The organism is Citrobacter sp. Res13-Sevr-PEB04-36, assembly GCF_015672735.1.
Taxonomy (GTDB): Bacteria; Pseudomonadota; Gammaproteobacteria; order Enterobacterales; family Enterobacteriaceae; genus Citrobacter.
On the sequence record NZ_JADABY010000065.1, the window covers coordinates 150382 to 169582 of the forward strand.

Annotated in this window: 16 protein-coding genes and 1 tRNA gene; 6 read left to right on the forward strand and 11 right to left on the reverse strand. The window is 53.7% G+C overall.

The annotated features are described in order from the left end of the window. Nucleotides 1-106 precede the first annotated feature (106 nt). The 3 genes from IMQ48_RS19050 to pepA form a co-directional block, all read right to left on the reverse strand. Nucleotides 107-2962: a valine--tRNA ligase gene (locus IMQ48_RS19050; RefSeq protein WP_196210241.1), complete on the reverse strand. Its 2856-nt coding sequence runs from the start codon at nucleotides 2960-2962 to the stop codon at nucleotides 107-109. Continuing rightward, nucleotides 2962-3405 carry a DNA polymerase III subunit chi gene (holC, locus tag IMQ48_RS19055; RefSeq protein ID WP_196210242.1) on the reverse strand — a complete coding sequence of 148 codons (444 nt, stop codon included), beginning with the start codon at nucleotides 3403-3405 and terminating at the stop codon, nucleotides 2962-2964. The genes IMQ48_RS19050 and holC overlap by 1 nt, the downstream gene beginning before the upstream one ends. A gap of 128 nt (nucleotides 3406-3533) precedes the next feature. Further along, nucleotides 3534-5045, reverse strand: a complete 1512-nt coding sequence (gene pepA, locus IMQ48_RS19060; protein WP_196210243.1) for a leucyl aminopeptidase — start codon at nucleotides 5043-5045, stop codon at nucleotides 3534-3536. A 153-nt stretch (nucleotides 5046-5198) separates the two neighbouring features. Here pepA and IMQ48_RS23135 point away from each other — a divergent pair, with 153 nt between their 5' ends. The 3 genes from IMQ48_RS23135 to lptG all read left to right on the forward strand — a co-directional run bounded on the left by IMQ48_RS23135 (nucleotide 5199) and on the right by lptG (nucleotide 7494). Beyond that, complete coding sequence (locus tag IMQ48_RS23135) at nucleotides 5199-5249, forward strand: hypothetical protein (protein WP_212723231.1); 51 nt, start codon at nucleotides 5199-5201, stop codon at nucleotides 5247-5249. Between the two features lie 62 nt (nucleotides 5250-5311). After that, the gene (gene lptF, locus IMQ48_RS19065; RefSeq protein ID WP_196210244.1) at nucleotides 5312-6412 is read left to right on the forward strand and encodes an LPS export ABC transporter permease LptF; all 1101 of its coding nucleotides are present in this window, start codon (nucleotides 5312-5314) and stop codon (nucleotides 6410-6412) included. Continuing rightward, the gene (gene lptG, locus IMQ48_RS19070; protein ID WP_196210245.1) at nucleotides 6412-7494 is read left to right on the forward strand and encodes an LPS export ABC transporter permease LptG; all 1083 of its coding nucleotides are present in this window, start codon (nucleotides 6412-6414) and stop codon (nucleotides 7492-7494) included. Before lptF ends, lptG begins: the two co-directional genes overlap by 1 nt. 103 nt (nucleotides 7495-7597) lie before the next feature. Here the strand turns inward: lptG and IMQ48_RS19075 are convergent, their stop codons facing one another. From IMQ48_RS19075 to idnD, 5 genes are all read right to left on the reverse strand, one after another. Further along, the gene (locus tag IMQ48_RS19075) at nucleotides 7598-9100 is read right to left on the reverse strand and encodes a helicase HerA-like C-terminal domain-containing protein (RefSeq protein ID WP_196210246.1); all 1503 of its coding nucleotides are present in this window, start codon (nucleotides 9098-9100) and stop codon (nucleotides 7598-7600) included. 79 nt (nucleotides 9101-9179) lie between these two features. Then, nucleotides 9180-10178 carry a LacI family DNA-binding transcriptional regulator gene (locus IMQ48_RS19080; protein WP_096758486.1) on the reverse strand — a complete coding sequence of 333 codons (999 nt, stop codon included), beginning with the start codon at nucleotides 10176-10178 and terminating at the stop codon, nucleotides 9180-9182. Nucleotides 10179-10229: 51 nt separating this feature from the next. Further along, entirely contained in the window at nucleotides 10230-11549 is a 1320-nt protein-coding gene (idnT, locus tag IMQ48_RS19085; RefSeq protein ID WP_016155581.1) for a gnt-II system L-idonate transporter, read from the reverse strand. Between the two features lie 122 nt (nucleotides 11550-11671). Further along, nucleotides 11672-12436 carry a gluconate 5-dehydrogenase gene (idnO, locus tag IMQ48_RS19090; RefSeq protein ID WP_096758485.1) on the reverse strand — a complete coding sequence of 255 codons (765 nt, stop codon included), beginning with the start codon at nucleotides 12434-12436 and terminating at the stop codon, nucleotides 11672-11674. Between the two features lie 11 nt (nucleotides 12437-12447). Next, nucleotides 12448-13491 (reverse strand): L-idonate 5-dehydrogenase, encoded by a 1044-nt coding sequence (gene idnD / locus IMQ48_RS19095; RefSeq protein ID WP_196210247.1) that lies wholly within the window; start codon nucleotides 13489-13491, stop codon nucleotides 12448-12450. 217 nt (nucleotides 13492-13708) lie between these two features. On the opposite strand from idnD, the gene idnK reads away from it, so the two are divergent. After that, nucleotides 13709-14230 carry a gluconokinase gene (idnK, locus tag IMQ48_RS19100; RefSeq protein ID WP_196210248.1) on the forward strand — a complete coding sequence of 174 codons (522 nt, stop codon included), beginning with the start codon at nucleotides 13709-13711 and terminating at the stop codon, nucleotides 14228-14230. A gap of 30 nt (nucleotides 14231-14260) precedes the next feature. Here idnK and IMQ48_RS19105 read toward each other — a convergent pair whose 3' ends face one another. The 3 genes from IMQ48_RS19105 to IMQ48_RS19115 form a co-directional block, all read right to left on the reverse strand. Continuing rightward, nucleotides 14261-15280 (reverse strand): NAD(P)-dependent alcohol dehydrogenase, encoded by a 1020-nt coding sequence (locus IMQ48_RS19105; RefSeq protein WP_196210249.1) that lies wholly within the window; start codon nucleotides 15278-15280, stop codon nucleotides 14261-14263. 74 nt (nucleotides 15281-15354) lie between these two features. Continuing rightward, on the reverse strand, nucleotides 15355-15936 hold the full coding sequence (locus IMQ48_RS19110; protein ID WP_196210250.1) for a bifunctional 2-polyprenyl-6-hydroxyphenol methylase/3-demethylubiquinol 3-O-methyltransferase UbiG: 582 nt from the start codon (nucleotides 15934-15936) through the stop codon (nucleotides 15355-15357). After that, nucleotides 15936-16949, reverse strand: coding sequence for an HNH endonuclease (locus IMQ48_RS19115; protein WP_196210251.1), 1014 nt, complete (start codon nucleotides 16947-16949; stop codon nucleotides 15936-15938). The genes IMQ48_RS19110 and IMQ48_RS19115 overlap by 1 nt, the downstream gene beginning before the upstream one ends. Nucleotides 16950-17238: 289 nt before the next feature. Between IMQ48_RS19115 and IMQ48_RS19120 the strand changes: the two genes are divergently transcribed. Then, nucleotides 17239-17323 (forward strand) — tRNA-Leu (locus IMQ48_RS19120). A gap of 186 nt (nucleotides 17324-17509) precedes the next feature. Continuing rightward, entirely contained in the window at nucleotides 17510-18769 is a 1260-nt protein-coding gene (locus IMQ48_RS19125; protein WP_050152076.1) for an integrase arm-type DNA-binding domain-containing protein, read from the forward strand. The last annotated feature ends 432 nt before the right edge of the window (nucleotides 18770-19201 follow it).

The window sequence follows — 19201 nt, forward strand, 5'->3', positions numbered from 1 at the left end:
CGAAGCATGCTCCGGCCTTTGATATTGATCACCTGATAACGCCTGAATGTAGGCCGGATAAGCGTAGCGCTATCCGGCAAACAAGCAGGCACAATCTCAACGGCAATTACAGTGCGCTAATAACGGCCTGCTGTTCAATCAGCTTCGCTTTTGCTTCTGCGTAACCTTCCAGCTTCTCACGCTCTTTGGCGATCACCGCTTCCGGTGCGCGGGCGACGAAACCTTCGTTGGAGAGTTTGCTTTCGATACGGGCAATCTCGCCTTCGATTTTGGTCACTTCTTTCGCCAGACGTGCCAGCTCATCTTCTTTGTTGATGAGGCCTGCCATCGGGATCAGCAGCTCGGCGCCGTCGATAATTTTAGTCACGGAAACCGGACCTTTATCATCAGCAGGCAGTACGGTGATGCTTTCCAGACGAGCCAGGTTCAGTAAGAAGCTGCGGTTGTCGTTCACACGACGCATCGCGGCTTCGCTGCAACCACGCAGCAGCAGCTCCAGCGGTTTGCCCGGCGCGATGTTCATTTCCGCACGGATGTTACGGATGGCCACGATCGCCTGCTTCAGCCATTCGGTATCGGCCAACGCGGCTTCATCAACCTGCGCCGCATCGTATTCCGGGAACGGCTGCAGCATGATGGTGTCAGCGGTAATACCAGAAATGACCTTCACACGCTGCCAGATGGTTTCAGTGATGAACGGAATAATCGGGTGCGCCAGGCGCAGCAGACCTTCCAGCACGGTAACCAACGTATGGCGAGTACCGCGCAGTTCAGACTCGGAACCGCCGGTCATGACCGGCTTGGTCAGCTCCAGGTACCAGTCGCAGAACTGGTTCCAGGTGAACTCGTACAGAATGCCCGCGGCGATATCGAAGCGGAAGTTATCCAGCGCCTCGCGGTACGCTTTGATGGTCTGGTTGAATTCCGCCAGAATCCAACGGTCCGCCAGCGACAGGGTCATTTCGCCGCCGTTGAAGCCGCAATCCTGATCTTCAGTGTTCATCAGCACAAAGCGGCTGGCGTTCCACAGCTTGTTACAGAAGTTACGGTAACCTTCCAGACGCTTCATATCCCAGTTGATATCGCGACCGGTTGAGGCCAGCGCCGCCAGGGTGAAACGCAGGGCATCGGTGCCATGCGGCTCGATGCCGTCCGGGAACTGCTTCTCGGTACGTTTGGCAATTTTCTCAGCCAGCTGCGGCTGCATCATGTTGCCGGTGCGTTTTTCCAGCAGATCTGGTAGGGAGATACCGTCAACCATATCCAGCGGGTCGATAACGTTACCCTTGGACTTGGACATCTTCTGGCCTTCGTCGTCACGAATCAGACCGGTCATGTAGACGGTCTTGAACGGAACCTGCGGTTTGCCGTTTTCATCTTTGATGAAGTGCATGGTCATCATGATCATACGGGCAATCCAGAAGAAGATGATGTCGAAGCCGGAAACCATCACGCTGGTCGGGTGGAACTGACGCAGCGCGTCGGTGTTTTCCGGCCAGCCGAGAGTAGAGAAGGTCCACAGTGCGGAGGAGAACCAGGTGTCGAGAACGTCTTCGTCCTGACGCAGCGCAACGTCGGCGCCGAGGTTGTTTTCCTGACGTACTTCGTCTTCGGTACGGCCCACGTAGACGTTGCCGTCGTTGTCATACCATGCCGGGATGCGGTGACCCCACCATAATTGACGGGAGATACACCAGTCCTGAATATCACGCATCCAGGAGAAGTACATGTTTTCGTACTGCTTCGGCACGAACTGAATATCGCCATTCTCAACCGCTTCAACCGCCGGTTTTGCCAGCACATCGGCACGGACGTACCACTGGTCAGTCAGCATCGGTTCGATAACCACGCCGCCACGATCGCCGTAAGGCACGGTCAGGTCGTGCGGTTTAATCTCTTCCAGCAGGCCCAGTGCGTCGATAGCGGCAACCACCGCTTTACGTGCGGCAAAGCGCTCCAGCTTCTGGAACTCAGCCGGGATCTCGTTGGAATAAACGTCGGATTCTTCGCCTTTGGTGTCGTACACTTCCGCGGTTTCGCGGATGTCGCCGTCAAAGGTCAGGATGTTGATCATCGGCAGGCCGTGGCGTTTACCGACTTCATAGTCGTTAAAGTCGTGCGCCGGGGTGATCTTCACACAGCCGGTGCCTTTTTCCATATCGGCGTGTTCATCACCAACAATCGGAATACGGCGATTAACCAGCGGCAGGATAACGAATTTACCAATCAGATCTTTATAACGTGGATCTTCCGGGTTGACGGCCACGCCAGTATCGCCCAGAACGGTTTCCGGACGGGTGGTGGCGACCACCAGATAATCTTTCCCGTCTGCGGTTTTTGCGCCGTCAGCCAGCGGATAGCGGATGTGCCACATTGAGCCTTTTGACTCGCGGTTTTCCACTTCGAGGTCAGAGATGGCGGTGCGCAGTTTCGGGTCCCAGTTTACCAGGCGCTTGCCACGGTAAATCAGGTCTTCTTTGTACAGGCGAACAAAGACTTCTTTCACGGCATTGGAAAGACCTTCGTCCATGGTGAAGCGCTCGCGCTCCCAGTCCACGGAGTTGCCCAGACGGCGCATCTGACGGGTAATGGTGCCGCCGGATTCCGCTTTCCACTGCCAGATTTTATCGATAAACGCATCGCGACCGTAGTCGTGACGGGTTTTACCTTCTTCAGCGGCAATCTTACGCTCAACCACCATTTGGGTTGCGATACCCGCGTGGTCGGTACCGGCCTGCCACAGGGTGTTTTTACCCTGCATGCGCTGGTAGCGAATCATGGTGTCCATGATGGTTTGCTGGAAAGCATGACCCATATGCAAACTGCCGGTGACGTTCGGCGGCGGGATCATGATGCAGAAGGACTCTTTGCTTTCATCGCCGTTAGGTTTGAAATAGCCCTGCTTTTCCCAGTGCTCGTAAAGCGGCTGTTCGATATCTTGTGGGTTGTATGTCTTTTCCATTATTTCCAGGTTGCCGTATTCAGGTTAAAACCAGCCACGCGGTAGGCTTTGTAGCGCTCGCGTGCCGATTGTTTCAAAGAATCTTCGTAAGGGACAAAGTCTATCACTTCTGTGAAAGCGGTGGCAAAATCTACAAAGCCGACTCGCAGGCTTATCAGCAGATCTCGCGGGCTACTGTTGCGTTTTTCCGGCCAGGCAATTTCGACCGGCGCACCACCACGCGGGCCTTCCCCCGCCAGATTATGCGGCACGAAGCTTTCTGCCGGTCTTGCCCACAGTGCTTCATCCAGCCGAATAGCCTGTTTTTCGTCTTCACAGGCGATCAGCACGCGCTTGCCAGCCCGCCAACGTTCTGCGGCAATTTCACACACCAGTTGTTCAACGGCGCTTAAGCCATCTTGTTGTGTGTCGTTATCCAGAAGATAGAACGTTGCGTTTCTCATAATATGGGGCTTCTTGTTGTGGATTTAAATGCAAAGCCGGACGGCGCTACGCCTATCCGGCCTACGGTTAAATACTCACTGTAGGCCGGATAAGCGCGTATGCGGCGCCATCCGGCAATCAAGCAAACTTACTCTTCGCCAGTAAAACCGGCACGATTAAGCAGGAACTGCGACAGTAGCGCCACCGGACGACCGGTTGCGCCTTTGGCTTTTCCTGAACGCCATGCAGTACCCGCGATGTCGAGGTGCGCCCAGTTGTACTTACGAGTAAAGCGCGACAGGAAGCAGCCTGCGGTAATCGCGCCGCCAGGACGTCCACCGATGTTAGCCATATCCGCGAAGTTGGACTCCAGCTGTTCCTGGAATTCATCACCCAGCGGTAAACGCCATGCGCGATCGCCAGCCTGTTCGGACGCACCAATCAGCTCGTGTGCCAGCGGATTGTGGTTCGACATCAGGCCGGTGATGTGATGGCCCAGCGCAATCACGCAGGCACCGGTCAGGGTGGCGACGTCGATCACGGCTTCAGGTTCAAAACGCTCGACATAGGTTAACACGTCGCACAGCACCAGGCGGCCTTCGGCATCGGTGTTCAGCACTTCAACCGTTTGACCGGACATGGTGGTTAACACATCACCCGGACGATACGCCCGCCCGCCCGGCATGTTTTCACAGCCCGCCAGTACACCGACAACGTTGATGGGTAACTGGAGTTCCGCCACCATACGCATCACACCGTATACTGCCGCCGCGCCGCACATGTCGTATTTCATCTCATCCATGCCTTCAGCAGGCTTGATGGAAATACCGCCGGAGTCGAAGGTCAGCCCTTTACCGACCAACACAATAGGACGTGCGTCTTCTGACGGGTTGCCTTTGTACTCGATAACCGACATCAGCGACTCGTTCTGCGAACCGTGTCCGACGGCGAGATAAGAGTGCATACCCAGCTCTTTCATCTGCTGTTCGCCAATCACGCGGGTGACGACATTTTTGCTGTAGCTGTCGGCCAACTGACGTGCCTGGGAAGCCAGGTACGCTGCGTTACAGATGTTCGGCGGCATGTTGCCGAGATCTTTCGCAGCTTTAATGCCAGCGGCAATCGCCAGACCGTGCTGAATCGCGCGCTCGCCGCTGGTCAGTTCACGACGGGTTGGGACGTTGAACACCATTTTACGCAGCGGGCGACGCGGCTCGCTTTTGTTGGTCTTCAACTGATCAAAGCTGTACAGCGTTTCTTGCGAGGTCTCTACAGCCTGACGCACTTTCCAGTAGTTGTTGCGACCTTTGACGTGCAACTCAGTCAGAAAGCAGACGGCTTCCATGGAGCCGGTATCATTCAGGGTATTGATGGTTTTCTGAATGACCTGCTTGTACTGACGCTCATCAAGTTCGCGCTCTTTACCACAACCAATGAGGAGAATTCGCTCAGACAGAACGTTAGGAACATGGTGCAGCAACAGGGTCTGACCCGGTTTGCCTTCCAGTTCACCACGACGCAGCAGGGCGCTGATGTACCCGTCGCTGATCTTATCGAGCTGCTCTGCAATCGGAGAGAGGCGGCGTGGTTCAAAGACGCCCACGACGATGCAGGCACTCCGCTGTTTCTCCGGGCTACCGCTTTTTACACTGAACTCCATGCACTACGCTCCTGAATCTTAAAGACAACGGCGGTGGCTACGGATAGAATTGCAAGCTTTCGTAACTCATACCCGCTGTTGCGATGACTTCGTGTTAATCTTAACGTTATTACGGCATTGGCACGTCAGAACAATTTCTGAGAGGTGGATCCGTTGAGTATAATGATCTTAGCGACGATTTCGACGACTCAAGAGAATAAATGACGTTTAAGCCATGAAACAAGCTAAATTCCGGCAAAAGACGGGTTTTTACGGGCGTATTTAAAGTGATAATCATAAGATATCTGGTACGGGAAACGCTCAAAAGCCAACTTGCGATCCTATTCATCCTACTTTTGATCTTCTTTTGTCAAAAGCTGGTCAGGATCCTCGGTGCGGCGGTTGACGGTGACATCCCGGCAAATCTGGTGCTCTCGCTGCTGGGGTTGGGCGTGCCAGAAATGGCGCAGCTGATCTTGCCATTAAGCCTGTTCCTCGGGCTGCTAATGACGCTGGGCAAACTGTATACCGAAAGTGAAATTACGGTCATGCACGCCTGCGGGCTGAGCAAGGCTGTACTGGTGAAAGCGGCGATGGTGCTGGCGCTGTTTACCAGTATTTTTGCCGCGATCAACGTGATGTGGGCCGGTCCCTGGTCTTCAAAGCATCAGGACGAAGTGCTGGCGGAAGCGAAAGCGAACCCCGGTATGGCGGCGCTTGCACAGGGTCAATTCCAACAGGCCACCAACGGTAGCTCGGTGCTGTTTATCGAAGGCGTTGATGGTAGCAGTTTCAACGATGTGTTCCTCGCGCAGATCCGCCCGAAAGGTAACGCCCGTCCTTCCGTGGTGGTGGCCGATTCCGGACATCTGACGCAGATGCGCGATGGCTCTCAGGTGGTATCGCTCAACAAAGGTACGCGCTTCGAGGGGACCGCGCTGCTGCGCGACTTCCGCATTACCGATTTCAAGGACTATCAGGCGATTATTGGGCATCAGGCCGTGGCGCTGGATCCTAACGATACCGACCAGATGGATATGCACACGCTGTGGGCGACTGACACCGATCGCGCCCGTGCGGAGCTGCACTGGCGTATTACGTTGGTATTCACCGTGTTTATGATGGCGCTGATGGTTGTGCCGCTGAGCGTGGTGAACCCTCGTCAGGGACGCGTGCTGTCGATGCTGCCTGCCATGTTGCTGTATCTGATGTTCTTCCTGATCCAGACCTCGCTGAAGTCGAACGGTGGTAAAGGTAAGCTGGATCCGGCGTTCTGGATGTGGGTGGTGAACCTGAGTTATCTGGCACTGGCGATTGCGCTTAACCTGTGGGATACGGTGCCTGTGCGCCGCTTGCGTGCCCGTTTTCTGCGTAAAGGAGCGGTATAATGCAGCCCTTTGGTGTACTTGACCGCTATATCGGTAAAACCATTTTCACCACCATCATGATGACGTTATTCATGCTGGTGTCGCTCTCTGGCATCATCAAGTTTGTTGATCAGCTGAAAAAGGCCGGGCAGGGGAACTACGATGCGATGGGGGCCGGGCTGTATACCCTGCTCAGCGCCCCGAAAGATATCCAAATCTTCTTCCCGATGGCGGCGCTGCTCGGTGCGCTGTTGGGGCTGGGTATGCTGGCCCAGCGCAGTGAACTGGTGGTGATGCAGGCGTCCGGTTTTACCCGCATGCAGGTTGCGTTGTCGGTGATGAAAACCGCTATTCCGCTGGTGCTGCTGACGATGGCCATCGGTGAATGGGTTGCGCCGCAAGGTGAACAGATGGCGCGTAACTACCGTGCTCAGCAGATGTATGGTGGCTCGCTGTTGTCTACCCAGCAAGGTCTGTGGGCGAAAGACGGCGACAGCTTTGTCTACATCGAGCGGGTGAAGGGCGACGAAGAGTTAGGGGGCATCAGTATTTATACCTTTAACGACCAGCGTCGTTTGCAATCCGTGCGCTATGCGGCTTCCGCCAAATTTGATAAAGACAATAAGGTCTGGCGTCTGTCGCAGGTAGATGAGTCCAACCTGACCGATCCGAAGCAGGTCACCGGTTCGCAAACTGTGAGCGGCACCTGGAAGACCAACCTCACGCCAGACAAACTCGGCGTTGTGGCGCTGGATCCAGACGCGCTGTCGATCAGTGGCTTACATAACTACGTGAAGTACCTGAAGTCGAGCGGCCAGGACGCCGGACGCTACCAGCTCAACATGTGGAGCAAAGTCTTCCAGCCGCTGTCCGTGGCGGTGATGATGCTGATGGCGCTGTCGTTCATCTTTGGCCCGCTGCGCAGCGTGCCGATGGGCGTGCGCGTGGTGACGGGGATTAGCTTCGGTTTCGTGTTCTACGTGCTGGACCAGATCTTTGGCCCGCTGACGCTGGTGTACGGTATTCCACCGATTATCGGAGCGCTGCTGCCAAGTGCTAGCTTCTTCCTGATAAGCCTGTGGCTGATGCTGCGTAAGTCGTAATCACAGTAATCGTAGGCCTGATGGCGTTGTGCTTTTCAGGCCTACTCCGGACCCGTAGGCCGGATAAGGCGTTTACGCCGCCATCCGGCAACGTAACACGGGGCTAGCGTTTTCTCCCGCCCATCAAACTCCCCAACATGCCGCGGATTATCTGATTGGTAACCTGCCTCGCTGCGCTTTTCGCCACGCTCTGCACCACGCCATCGCGCTTACCGCCGCGCGGTCCGGTGCTGCCAAACAAAATATCCTTCAACCCACCGAGAATACCGCCGTCCACATCAACCGCTTTACCGTTGGCGGGAGGCGTATTTTGCTGCTCGGTACTGGACTGCACGCCTTGCTGTAAGCGCTCATAGGCTGACTTGCGGTCGACCTCTTCTTCATATTTGCCGTACAGCGCAGAGTGGTTAATTAGCCCGTTGCGCTCATCGTCGGTTACCGGTCCCATGCGCGAGCACGGTGCAATTACCATCGCCCGCTCTACCACCGAGGGGCTGCCTTTGGCATCGAGGAACGAGATTAGCGCCTCGCCGGTTCCCAGTTCCTGAATGGCTTTTTCGGTATCAAATGCCGGATTGGCGCGCATGGTTTGTGCCGCGGTTTTCACCGCCTTCTGGTCTTTGGGCGTGAACGCGCGTAGGGCGTGCTGCACGCGGTTACCCAACTGCCCGAGCACGTTGTCCGGAATATCAGCGGGGTTTTGCGACACGAACCACACGCCGACGCCTTTCGAGCGGATAAGGCGGATCACCTGTTCGATTTTATCCAGCAATACCTGCGGGGCATCGTTGAACAACAGATGGGCTTCGTCGAAGAAGAACACCAGTTTCGGCTTCTCCAGATCGCCTGCTTCCGGCAACTGCTCGTACAACTCGGAGAGCATCCACAGCAGGCTGGCGGCATACAGTTTGGGCATCTGATAGAGCTTTTCGGCGCTAAGGATGTTGATTACCCCCTTGCCGCTGGCGTCGGTTCGCATCCAGTCTTTGATATCCAGCATCGGCTCGCCAAAGAAGTGTGCCGCACCCTGTTGCTCCAGCGACAGCAGTCCGCGCTGAATCGCCCCGACCGAGGCGCTACTGATGTTGCCGTACTGATTCTGAAAGGATTTGGCGTTATCACCGATGTACTGGGTAATGGCCCGCAGGTCTTTGAAATCGAGCAGCAATAGCCCCTGGTCATCGGCAATGCGGAAGATAATATCCAGCACGCCGGACTGCACCTCGTTCAGGTTCAGTAGACGGGCCAGCAGCAGCGGGCCGAGGTCCGACACCGTAGCGCGCACCGGGTGACCCTTCTCGCCGAAGATATCCCACACCGTGACCGGATTAGCATGTGGCTGCCAGTCGGTAATGCCGATGTTGCTCAGGCGGGTCAGCAGCTTTTCAGATGCCTGACCTGCCTGTGCCACGCCGGTTAAGTCACCTTTGACATCGGCCATAAACACCGGCACGCCGATCTCCGACAGCGATTCGGCCAGCTTCTGCAAGGTGACGGTTTTACCGGTCCCGGTCGCGCCGGTAATCAGCCCGTGGCGGTTGGCCATGCCGGGCAGTAAAAACAGTTCGGTGTCCGGCGTGCGGGCAATTAACAGGGGGGCGCTCATTGAGATTTCCTCCATTTATCCTGCCTGGAGTATAGGCAATGTCGTTGAAAGAGAATATGCGCAGGGGAGAGAAAATGACTTAAAGCGTATTGCCGTGATAAATCTGATATCCCAAATCCACAGTGTTGTGGTTATGGTCGTTGTTCTTGATTTTGCTGAGCAACATCTGCGCCGCCATGCGACCAATGTCGAAACGCGGGGTGATTACGCTGGCGAGGCTTGGGATCATCTGCCTGCCCATTTCCAGCCCGTGGAATCCGGCAATCGAGATCTGCTCCGGCACCGCCAGATCGCGCTCGCGGCACAGTAGCAGCGCGCCCATCGCAATATCGTCGTTGGTACAGAACACGCCGTCTACATCCGGGTGCGCAGCCAGCGCGTCACGCATCATCTGGGTACCGAGATGGATGGAGGAGATGGCGCGCGGATTCACGCGCAGTGGTTCCAGACCCCGGCGGGTCATGGCATCGCAATAGCCGCGATAGCGCTGCTCGTCACGGACGTCGTCTTTCGAACCCAGATACAGGATTTTGTGGCGCGGGCGTTTATCCAGCATGGTGCTGACCATATCAAACGCCGCCTGGCGGTTATCGAATCCCACCTCCATGTCCAGGCGATCGCCCTGAATATCCATCAGCTCAACCACCGGAATAGTCGCTGAACGCAGAAACTTCACGGTACGTAAAGTGTGGTATTTCTCGGAAAGAATAATGCCGTCGATGTTGTATGACAGCAGGTTGATAACCGACTCTTCCTCGGACTCCCGGTCATAGTTGTAGTTGGCGATCAGGGTCTGATAGTTATGGTCCGAGGTCACGGATTCAATCCCGGCCAGAATGTCGGCAAACAGCTGGTTTTGAAACGAGGGGATCAGCACGCCGAGCGTATAACTTTGCGCGTTCAACAGCATTGCCGGCGCGCGATTAGGGATGTAGTTAATCTCCTCCATAATCTGCGCGATGCGTTCGCCGGTTTCCTTTGCGACCTTTTTCGGCGAGCGAATGTAGCGGCTCACCGTCATTTTGGTCACGCCCGCCAGGGTGGCGATGTCTTGCAAAGAAATTCTGTGGTTCCTCATCTTCTCTCCTGAGCCGGGGAGCGCTGATGTTTGCTCCCCGGAAATGCCGAACTAATGCAGAATGGCGTTAAGCGCCAGAACCCCGAGGAGACCCATAATGGAAATCAACGTTTCCATTACCGTCCAGGTGCGCAACGTTTCGCCGACGCTGAGATTAAAATAGCCTTTAAACAGCCAGAATCCTGGATCGTTAACGTGTGAAGCAATCACGCTGCCCGCACCGGTTGCCAGCACCATCAGCGCCGGATCGGCATGGGTGACGTTAATGATCGGCAGCACCACGCCCGCGGTAGTAATCGCCGCCACGGTGGCTGAACCGAGCGCGATGCGCAGCAACGCCGCGACCGTCCAGCACATCAGCAGTGGAGAAAGCGACGTGCCGGTCATCAGGTGCGAGATATATTGCCCCACGCCGCTGTCGACCAACACCTGCTTAAACGCACCGCCCCCGGCGATGATAAACACAATCATGGCGATGGCACCGATAGAGTCGCCAATGATATCCATAATTTGCTCAATCGTACGTCCGTTACGACGGCCAAGGGTGAAAATGGCGAGCACGATGGCGATAAACAACGCGACTGCAGGGTTACCGATAAACTCAAAGAACACCCGCACGCTGTTGGTTTTTGGCAGCGTAATTTCGCACACTGCCGCTACCGCCATCAGTATTACCGGGATAACCGCCGCAAAGATACTGTTCCAGAACGATGGCATCTCTTCTTCGGTGAATAAATGGGGGTTAAATAAGCCTTCCGGCGGCGCTTTCTCAAAGCGGGTTAGCAACTTGGAAAACAGCGGCCCGGCAACAATCACCGTCGGGATAGTAATGATAAAGCCGTACAGCAGCGTGGTGCCAAGGTTAGCCTCGAAGATCGTGGCAATCGCCGTTGGTCCCGGATGAGGCGGCAGAAAACAGTGGGTTACGGACAGCGCCGCCACCATCGGCACGCCGACGTACAGCAGCGGCAGGCCAGACGAGGCGACCACCGTAAACACCAGCGGTAGCAGCAGAACAAAACCGACTTCGAAAAACATCGCCAGACCAACCACCAGACCAGTGATCACCAGTGCCCACTGCACGCGTTTCTTACCAAACGTGCCAATCAACGTGGTAGCGATACGCTGAGCCGCGCCGGTATCGGAAATTAACTTCCCGAGCATGGCGCCGAACCCGAGGATCATCGCCAGCCCGCCAAGCGTACCGCCGATCCCATTTTGTATAGAGTGCAAAACGGCCTGGGCATCCATCCCTTCGGCAAAACCGACGACCGCCGCTACCAGGACCAGAGCAATAAAGCCGTTAACTTTAAAGCCAATCATCAGGACCAGGAGCAGCGCGACGCCTGCCGCAATTATAATTAATGGCATAATCTTTTCTCTTATATCCCCGTCATACTTCAAGTTGCAGGTGTGTTGGCTGCAACTCGAATTATGACGGGGGAGCCAAAAATGCAGCGCCTGGGCGCTGCGTGATATTGCGTTGTGTTGTATCAGACGGCGACCAGCATGCCGCCATCGACAAACAACAGGTGCCCGTTAACAAAATCAGAAGCTTTGGACGAAAGGAAAACCGCCGCGCCGATCAGCTCCTGCGGATCGCCCCAGCGCGCGGCTGGCGTACGTTTGCACAGCCAGGCGGTGAAGGCTTCGTCTTCGACCAGCGCTTTGGTCATCTCGGTTTTGAAGTAGCCCGGCGCGATGCCGTTCACCTGGATATTGTGGCGCGCCAGCTCAACGCACATCCCACGGGTGAGCATTTTTACCGCGCCTTTGGAGGCGGCGTACGGCGTGATGGTGTCGCGGCCCAGTTCGCTCTGCATGGAGCAGATGTTGATGACCTTCCCGGCCTGACGTTCCACCATGCGACGCGTTACCGCCTGCGAGACCAGGAATACCGCCGTCTGGTTAACGGCAATCACATCGTTCCAGTCCTGTTCCGGGAACTCGGTAAATGGATGGCGGCGCTGAATACCGGCGTTATTCACCAGCACATCAATCGGGCCAATATCTTTTTCGATATGGTCAATGGCGGCGTCGATATCCTGTTTATGCGTAACATTGAAAGGCGCGGCAACGGCGCGGATCCCTTCCTGCTGCAGTTTGGCGACGGCGGCTTCAGCACGCTCTGGCGTAATATCATTGACGATGATCTGTGCGCCATATTTGCCCAGCCCGGTTGCCAGTAAATAACCAATACCCTGTGCCGAACCGGTGATCAGAATGTTTTTGCCGTCCAGTGAAAAAAGATCGTTCATCATGCTATTCCTTATTTTTTGTCTTCAAAAACGAGCTGGACTTTCGCCGCCTGGGTTTTATCCCCGGCGAAGATCAGCGCCTGTTCAAGGTCGGTAAACGGATATTCGGCGCTAAGTAACGGCAGTGGATCGATGACGTTATTTGCCAGCCACGAGACCGCGGTATTGAATTCGGTGGTAAAGCGGAACGAGCCTTTGAGTGCGATCTCTTTGCCGATCAGCATCATCATCGGGAACTCTGGTACCGCGCCGCCCATGCCGACCTGCACCATCACGCCTTTCGCGCGGGTGACTTCCAGACAGGTGGTGATTGAGGATGGATGGCCGGAGACTTCGAAGCTGACGTCGAAGTAGCCTTTCTCTTTTTTCCATGCGTCGAGCGAGTCCTGCTGCGGGTTAATCAGCGTGTCTGCGCCCATCAGTTGCGCCAGCGACAGCGAGCGCGGGCTGATATCAGCACAGACAATCTCTGCTGCGCCGAGCGTTTTCACTGCGCTGACGATCAGGCAGCCAATTGGCCCAACGCCGGAGATAAATACGCGCTTGCCCTGCAGGTCGCCCGCTTCATGCGCGGCGTGGATCGCTACCGCCAGCGGTTCGGCAAAGGCCATGACTTTTTCATCGGCCTCTTGCGGGTAAGGGATGCACTGCGCGGTATCGACGGTTTTAAACCGGGTAAAGCCGCCGTCAACATGGGGAAAATACATGGCGCTGCCAAAAAATCGCATTTCCGTGCACTGATTTTCTTCATGCTGCAGACAGTATTTGCAGTGGCCGCAGGGCTTCGACGGGTTAATCGCCACCGACTGACCTTCATGTAATTCAGATGAATCACTCTGGACCACTTTACCAATAACTTCATGGCCTAAAATCATCGGCGCTTTAACGGTAAAATTACCGACTTTGCCTTCCTGATAATAATGTAAATCGGAACCACAAATTCCCCCTCGGGTAATTTGCACCAGTGTTCCTTTATTATTCCATTCAATATTTTGGTCGGTTATGGCAACAGTTTTCTTACCCGCAACAACGCAGGATTGGGTTTTGACTTGCATAAATGCCTCACTGGTCAGGTAGTAACCTCGGCAGCATTTAAACGGTTTTGATTGTTATTATTTGTGACATAGATCACGCTGGAAAATTGTTACACTACAACGTTACGCATAACGTGATGCGCCTTGTAAATCTGCTCAGTGGTACTGAAAAAGCGTGAATTCCCTCATCAGCCAGGCGTAATATCACGCCATGGAATATGAATCTGGAGTTTATAAGATGGCCGGGGAAAGTTATATTTTGATGGGTGTTTCTGGTAGCGGTAAATCACTCATTGGCAGCAAAGTTGCCGCCGTATTATCCGCTAAATTCATAGATGGTGACGATCTCCATCCCGCCAAAAATATTGATAAAATGTCTGAAGGCATTCCATTAACTGATGAAGACCGGCTACCGTGGTTAGAACGATTAAATGACGCGTCATACAGTCTGTATAAAAAGAATGAGACCGGATTTATTGTCTGCTCGTCATTAAAAAAACAGTATCGCGATATATTGCGCCAGGGCAGCCCGAATGTGCATTTTCTGTGGCTGGACGGTGATTACGACACCATTCTGGCGCGCATGCAGCGCCGGGCAGGGCATTTTATGCCGGTGGGCTTGTTGAAAAGTCAGTTCGACGCGCTGGAGTGCCCGCAGGAAGATGAACGCGATATTGCCCGTATCGACGTGAACCACGACATCGAGCATGTGACAGAACAGTGCCGCCAGGCGGTGCTCGCGTTTCGTCACGGGCAATAAGCTCAGCCCCTTGCGGGACTGAGCCCGGCATCAGAAATCGGCTTTCAGCACCACTCTATAACGGGCTTTGCCGTCACGCACGTGTTGGATCGCTTCGTTAATTTTCGACATCGGATACTGCTCGGTGATTGGTGAGACCTTGCTGCGCCCGGCAAACTTCATCAGCTTACGCAGTTCGAACGGCGTGCCGGTTGCCGAACCGGAGACGCTGCGATCGCCGGCAATTAATGTAAATGCCGGCACCGGCAGTGGCTTCAGTACCGCGCCGACGGTATGGAAGTTGCCGCCGTAGGCCAGCGCTTGAAAATAGGGCTGCCAATCGAGATCGACGTTAACCGTATTAATGATGAGATCGAACTGGCCCGCCAGCGCTTTCAGCGCATCCGGATCGCGGCTGTTAACCACTTTATCGGCCCCCATCGCCAGCACTTCCTGTTCTTTCGCTGGGTTGGAGCTGAACGCGGTGACTTCGCACCCCATCGCGTGCAACAGCTTAATGGCGATATGCCCCAGACCGCCGATACCAATCACCCCGACGCGGCTGGTGGCGGTGATGTGGTGCATCAGCAGCGGTTTGAACACCGTGATGCCGCCGCACAGTAGCGGACCCGCAGCCGCATGATCGATGCTCTCCGGCAGTGGGATCACCCACTGCCAGTCTGCACGTAGCTTCTCGGCAAAACCGCCGCGATTGAGAATCGTGGGAACGGAGCCTTCCAGACAGTTAATCTGATTACCGCTGATACAGGCATCGCAGTGCCCGCAGCTGCGCGCCGTCCAGCCGATGCCGACGCGCTGGCCGACCTTCAGGCCTTTATCCTGCGCCGCACTGCCGAGCGCCGCCACGCGGCCAATTACCTCATGTCCGGCAACCAGTGGATACTGAGAGAACCCCCATTCGTTGTCGATCATCGACAAATCGGAATGGCAGATACCACAGTATTCGACCTGCACCTCGACATCTTCCGGCTTTAGCTCGCCCGCATCATATTCATAGAGTTCGAGTTCGCTGCCCGCCTCTTTTGCGGCGTAGCTTTTTATCATCGACATCGTGTTTCCCTCAGTGTGGTGTTGAACAGGAAGTGTAGAGCATGGGGAAATAGGGTGCTTCGCAGAAGGGGGGATTAGGGCCTTTTCTGCAGCAATGCGTTGAGCCACATTTCGTCGCGGTCAGGACGCTTATCGAGCGTCGTCCAACTGCTGATTAGCGTGATATCGCTCAGCGGTGCGATCAGCTTTTCCAGTCCCTGCTCGGTGAGATCGGTAAAGTGACGGCCGTCTTTCACTCTTTCTGTTTCGCCGTATTTGAACGAGACATACCATATTCCCCCGGTTTTAAGCGCGTGGGCGAGTTTGCTCATTACACCGGGTAACGCTTCGGCGCTCACATGCAGCAACGATGCACAGCACCAGATACCATCATAGCGTTCGGTGTCGGTGATATCGTTAAATGTCATCTGTTTGACGCACAGTCCGGTATGCTGGCTGGCAAGGTTAACCATTTCTGCAGAGGCATCGAATGCTTCGACTTGATAACCTTTTTCCAGGAAGGCTTTACTGTCGCGGCCGGAGCCGCAGCCTGCATCCAGAATACGTCCGCTCTGCGGGAGGTGTCGCAGGAAGGGGAGATAAAGCGATTCCATATCGACATTAACCGTAGAGCTAAAAAAATCCTGCGCGTGGCGCTGGTAATATTCGAGAGTCATCAGAATGTATCCGTTCCTTGTGCAAGGGGTTCCCATTGGTGAAAGAGTATTTTAAGCGCCTCGTTCCAGCTGTCGTTCAAAAATGTGTTTCTCAGCGTCGGGGTCGCGCCCGTCTGGCGAATCAATGTTTCACGCAGTGGAAGATGGCTGTTTATGAAATATTCATTTCTGTCCCGAAGACGCTGAAGTAGCCTGGGTGAGGGAAGTTGGGCAAATTTGCCTTTCCCACCCCGGTTACATTCTTTGCAGGCGAGTACCAAATTCCAGACGCCATCGATATTTGCGACCTGTCCCCGAGCTTTCCACGGGATAAAATGATCAACATCGGCAAAGGTGTCGTCGCCAGGGAGCAAACTAATAGGCGCAAAACAGTAGAAGCAGCGCCCCTTCTGATAACCGTTAAGGCTGTCCCGACAGCTGGAGATCGTCAGCCGCCGGTCACTGTTCCTGCTAAACAGCATTTGGTCATCGTTGTCATACTCGACATTTATCAGGTGGCTGGAGATATTCATTGCCCAGGCTTGTTCGACGAGGCTCCAGCGCGCATCTGTTTCAAAAATAAGGTTTCGGTATTGCAGGCGCTCACCCAGATTGTAGAAATTATCCGTCATCCGGATGCCTTTATGCGTTTTACGCTCATCAATAAAAAAGCGTTTTTCAATTTCGCCCTGATTCACATTATGAAAGGCATCAATCACGTTATTAAACCCTTGCCGGACCGTGATGGCGGTGAGTTCATCACGCGTGATCTCGCCGTTATTAAATTGCGTACAGGCGGCAATAAACTGGCTGCTGCGTGAGGTTATCTGCTTTGGCGCATGTCTGAGATGGCGGCATAAATGGCTGCTGAACGGTACAGCCAGATCTTCAAGCGTGATGAGATCGCTGCCATCAGGTTTGAGTTCGTGCAATGCATGGGCGAGTGCAAACTTGTAGGAAGCCACATTCTTGCCAAAGAGGATAATCCCGCGCCAGTAGTTTTCCAGCGTGGGTTCAACCTGATAGAAACGCATAACGGTGTCCTGAGAACGGTTGGTAACTGCTATTACTGGATTCAGTAACGACATCTCATAGTAAACAGCAGCAAATGTAAACCGAGCGGGTCACGTTGCATTTTTTTGCGAGGTAAATTCCGGAAAAATTCAGGTTAGAGATGAGAATAGCGGGAGGAAGAAGGGCGTGTGGGCGATCGAACCGCAATGACGCTGTTTTTTTCAACACTTAGCGCGACTATCGTGCGCTGCCGCTTGCATGGTGGCGTGCGACAGGTATAATCCACAACGTTTTCCGCATCCCTTCCGTGCCGGAGTGGCGAAATCGGTAGACGCAGTTGATTCAAAATCAACCGTAGAAATACGTGCCGGTTCGAGTCCGGCCTTCGGCACCATATGTATGTAAATAGACCTCAACTGAGGTCTTTTTTTATGCCTAAAATCCAGCATTTACCTACCTTTCTCGCTATATTAACTCTCTCAAGGTCAACCGACTTCAACGTACATCTACCAACACATGTTGGTACAGATGATGGTATTTCCGGTTCGATAATGCTTGTACCAACAGGGAGGGGATAAGCATGGCTCTAACAGATATCAAAGTCAGAACAGCCAAACCAACGGATAAGCAATATAAGTTGACCGATGGCAACGGTATGCATCTTCTCGTCCACCCAAATGGTTCAAGATACTGGCGTCTGCAGTACCGCTTTGGCGGAAAGCAAAAGATGCTGGCTTTAGGTGTTTATCCTGAAGTGTCTCTTGCTGATGCCAGAGCTCGTCGTGATGAGGCTCGTAAGCTTTTGGCAAACAGTATCGATCCGGGAGACAAAAAGAAGAATGATAAAGTTGAACAGGAAGAAGCGCGCACTTTCGAAGAGATCGCTGTTGAGTGGCATGCCACAAATAAAAAGTGGTCGGAAGAACATAGTCGACGAGTGCTGAAAAGCCTGGAGGACAACCTCTTTAAGGCAATTGGAACAAGAAATATCAAGGATCTGAGTACTAGAGATTTGCTTGTTCCAATCAAAGTAGTAGAAGCAACGGGGCGTTTAGAAGTGGCTTCACGCCTTGAACAACGTACAAATGCGATTATGCGTTATGCTGTGCAAAGTGGTTATATTGACTACAATCCCGCCCAAGAGATGGCTGGAGCGATTGCTACGGCGAAAAGGCAACATCGAGCAGCTTTGGAACTCAAACGTATTCCTGAGTTACTCCACCGCATTGATTGCTACTCAGGTAGACCGCTAACACGTTTGGCTGTGGAGTTAACGCTTTTGGTCTTTATACGTTCCAGCGAACTGCGTTTTGCGCGTTGGTCTGAGATCGATTTTGAAACATCTATGTGGACGATTCCAGCCGAGCGAGAAGCTATCGAAGGGGTAAAGCACTCGCAGCGTGGCTCAAAAATGCGTACGCCCCATCTGGTACCGCTTTCCCAACAGGCATTAAATATCTTGGAGCAGATAAAGACGTTCAGTGGTGACCATGAACTGATCTTTATTGGTGATCATAATCCTCGCAAACCGATGAGTGAAAATACGGTGAACAAATCATTGCGAGTAATGGGATATGACACACAGGTTGAAGTGTGCGGCCACGGTTTCAGGACAATGGCGTGCAGTTCGTTGATTGAATCTGGGTTGTGGTCGAAGGATGCAGTTGAGCGGCAGATGAGCCATATGGAACGTAACTCTGTGCGTGCGGCTTACATTCACAAAGCCGAGCATCTTGATGAGCGCAAACTGATGCTGCAGTGGTGGGCTGATTTTCTGGATGCGAATCGGGAAGGGGTAGTGAGTCCGTTTGATTTTGCGAAAATTAATTTGGGGAAATAGACAGGGCGACAGCGCCGCTGTGTAAAATTCACGTGGTAAAGCATTATTATAAATAAAAAAGACATCCCGCCATCTTGATGGCGGGATGTCTTTTTTGAATTTACTATTGATAACGATCGAAATTGTGCAATATCAATGTTTAACTGTGCTACTACGTAACCTAATGACAGTACAATGTTATGCCTACTAGAAATTGCTCAGTAGTTATTCGGGACTTCTGTAGTGTACTAGTGTGATTACCAGGGGATACTGACAGCTTTCTCGTGCAGCACACAATCAAATCTTACAGTCAGCTATGAGCAAAGCGGAAGTTCGCAATTGTTTTTATTGCTGCTTAGGTCATAGCTTAATTGCTGTGCGTTAAGAAATGGGGATCAGGTCAGTCAGTGCGTTCCTGATACCTTACAGCCCCAGTCTATTTTTTAGCGTTTA

Coding starts and splice junctions, on each gene's coding strand:
- IMQ48_RS19050 (WP_196210241.1), bottom strand. CDS start 2,962: ATGGAAAAGACATACAACCCACAAGATATCGAACAGCCGCTTTACGAG.
- holC (WP_196210242.1), bottom strand. CDS start 3,405: ATGAGAAACGCAACGTTCTATCTTCTGGATAACGACACACAACAAGAT.
- pepA (WP_196210243.1), bottom strand. CDS start 5,045: ATGGAGTTCAGTGTAAAAAGCGGTAGCCCGGAGAAACAGCGGAGTGCC.
- lptG (WP_196210245.1), top strand. CDS start 6,412: ATGCAGCCCTTTGGTGTACTTGACCGCTATATCGGTAAAACCATTTTC.
- IMQ48_RS19075 (WP_196210246.1), bottom strand. CDS start 9,100: ATGAGCGCCCCCCTGTTAATTGCCCGCACGCCGGACACCGAACTGTTT.
- IMQ48_RS19080 (WP_096758486.1), bottom strand. CDS start 10,178: ATGAGGAACCACAGAATTTCTTTGCAAGACATCGCCACCCTGGCGGGC.
- idnT (WP_016155581.1), bottom strand. CDS start 11,549: ATGCCATTAATTATAATTGCGGCAGGCGTCGCGCTGCTCCTGGTCCTG.
- idnO (WP_096758485.1), bottom strand. CDS start 12,436: ATGAACGATCTTTTTTCACTGGACGGCAAAAACATTCTGATCACCGGT.
- idnD (WP_196210247.1), bottom strand. CDS start 13,491: ATGCAAGTCAAAACCCAATCCTGCGTTGTTGCGGGTAAGAAAACTGTT.
- idnK (WP_196210248.1), top strand. CDS start 13,709: ATGGCCGGGGAAAGTTATATTTTGATGGGTGTTTCTGGTAGCGGTAAA.
- IMQ48_RS19105 (WP_196210249.1), bottom strand. CDS start 15,280: ATGTCGATGATAAAAAGCTACGCCGCAAAAGAGGCGGGCAGCGAACTC.
- IMQ48_RS19110 (WP_196210250.1), bottom strand. CDS start 15,936: ATGACTCTCGAATATTACCAGCGCCACGCGCAGGATTTTTTTAGCTCT.
- IMQ48_RS19115 (WP_196210251.1), bottom strand. CDS start 16,949: ATGCGTTTCTATCAGGTTGAACCCACGCTGGAAAACTACTGGCGCGGG.
- IMQ48_RS19125 (WP_050152076.1), top strand. CDS start 17,510: ATGGCTCTAACAGATATCAAAGTCAGAACAGCCAAACCAACGGATAAG.